Raw genomic sequence first — 1,995 nt, 5'->3', positions numbered from 1 at the left:
GGTCGAAGCCTACGCCGGCAGTGAAGATCCCGCTGCGCATTCGTATCGCGGCAGGACCGCACGCAACGCCAGCATGTTTGGCGAGGCCGGGCACCTGTATGTGTATTTCACCTACGGCATGCACTGGGGCAGCAATGTGGTCTGCGGCGAGGTCGGCGAGGGTGTTGCGGTACTGCTGCGCGCGGCAGAGCCGGTTGCCGGACAGGAACGGATGTACCCGCTGCGGCCAGCTGCCCGCCACGATCACGACCTCGCCAGCGGCCCCGGCAAACTGTCGCAGGCGTTCGGCCTGGACCGGCGCTTTGACGGCGCCGATCTGGTCACCGCCAGCCACGGCGTCACCCTCGTGGATGACGGCACGCGGCCCCCCGACGATCCGGTGGTAGGCCCACGCATCGGCATCACCCGGGCAGTGGATTTTCCTTGGCGCTGGCATGTTCGCGATCATCGTCACGTTTCAGTGCGCCCTGCCCCCGCCTCAACGCGAAGGAGCCCCCGATGACACCTCTCGACAAACCGTTGCGCCGTGAACTGACCATCGCCGGCCAGGCCTATACGCTGACCCTGGACCCGAGCGGACTGAAGCTGGTCGAGAAGGGGCGGCGGAAAGGCCTGGAACTGCGCTGGGAAGACCTCGTCTCCGGTGACGCCGCGTTGGCCAGCGCCCTGCAGGCGTCCCTGCAACAACCATGAGCAGGCGCATCACGACGACATCACTGCCGTACGCAGGGCGCTAACAGACCGGGTACTAGCGTGGACAGCCATGGATGAGGCCACCCGACTTCGCGAAATCGAACGGCTGGGCGTGCTCGATACGCCGCCCGAGCCGGTGTTCGATGCCATCGTCGCCGCCGCGCGCGCCGCCACCGGCATGCCCATCGGCCTGGTCTCCATCGTCGCCGAGCAACGGCAATGGTTCAAATCCAGCATCGGCCTGGGCGATGTCAGCGAAACGCCGCGCTCCATCTCGTTCTGTACCTACGCCATCGAACAGGACGCGCTGCTGGAGATTCCGGATGCGCGGCAGGATCCGCGCTTCGCCCACAACCCGCTGGTCACCGCCGGGCCCAGGGTGCGCCACTATGCCGGCATCCCTCTGGCCACTGCCCATGGCGCGCGCATCGGCACGCTGTGCCTGCTCGACACCCTGCCTGGCGTGCTGTCGCCGTCGCAGCGTGAGCTGATGGTCCATCTTGGCCGGGTCACGACCCAGGTGCTGGAGCAGCGCAGTGCGCTGTTGCGGCAGATCGACCAGGCACAGGCGCTGCATCGCGATCTCAAGCGCAGCGAGGACTTCCTGGAGCGTACCAACACCGCCGCCAAGGTCGGCGGCTGGGAGCTGGATCTGGCCACCCGCGAAGTGCGCTGGACGCGCGAGACCAAGCAGATCCACGGCGTGCGTTCCAGCTACCAGCCGACATTCGAATCGGCCTTGTCGTTCTATCGTTCGGACAGCCGCAGCATCATCCAGGCGGCGGTGCAGCGCTGCACCGAACAGGGCACGCCCTGGGAAGTGCAGCTGCCGATGACAACCGCCGATGGCCGCAGCATCTGGACCCGCGTGGTGGGCACCCGCCAACAGGTGGAGGGCCTGCCACGGCTGGTCGGTGCCATCCAGGACATCACCGAAGAACGCGCGGTGGTGGACGCGCTGGAAGCCAGCGAAGTGCGTTATCGCCGTCTCTTCCACTACAGCCTGGGCCTGATCTGCACGCACATGCTGGACGGCACCGTGACATCGGTGAATCCGGCAGCCGTGCAGTCGCTGGGCTACCCGGAAAGCGAGATGGTTGGCCGCAGCCTGTGCGACCTGATGCCGCCGGAAAAGCGCGAGGCCTTCAAGGCCTACCTGCGGCGCATCGAAGCCAACCATACCGACGCAGGCGTGATCGAACTGCTCGCCGCCGATGGCACCCGCCGCTACTGGGCCTACAACAACGTACTGGACACCGAGACCCATCCCCCGTTCGTGCTCGGCCACGCCCAGGACGTGAC

At 66.8% G+C, this 1,995-nt stretch carries 3 protein-coding genes; all 3 read left to right on the top strand.

Features of this window, described 5'->3' with window-relative positions:
* Positions 1-502, top strand: a 502-nt coding sequence (locus AB4Y84_RS20230; RefSeq protein WP_442250777.1) for a DNA-3-methyladenine glycosylase, incomplete at its 5' end; no start/stop codon positions are given.
* Positions 499-693 carry a hypothetical protein gene (locus AB4Y84_RS20225; RefSeq protein ID WP_025874451.1) on the top strand — a complete coding sequence of 65 codons (195 nt, stop codon included), beginning with the start codon at positions 499-501 and terminating at the stop codon, positions 691-693. The genes AB4Y84_RS20230 and AB4Y84_RS20225, both read left to right, overlap by 4 nt.
* Positions 694-763: 70 nt before the next feature.
* On the top strand, positions 764-1,995 hold a 1,232-nt coding region (locus AB4Y84_RS20220; protein ID WP_442250776.1), incomplete at its 3' end, for a PAS domain S-box protein.

This window comes from Stenotrophomonas sp. 2YAF22 (genome assembly GCF_052114665.1).
Classification (GTDB): domain Bacteria; phylum Pseudomonadota; class Gammaproteobacteria; order Xanthomonadales; family Xanthomonadaceae; genus Stenotrophomonas; species Stenotrophomonas indicatrix.
This window is presented reverse-complemented; position numbering and strand designations above follow the sequence as displayed.

Bases quoted from the DNA above. Each gene is read 5' to 3' on its own strand.
- AB4Y84_RS20225 (WP_025874451.1), top strand. From the start codon at position 499: ATGACACCTCTCGACAAACCGTTGCGCCGTGAACTGACCATCGCCGGC.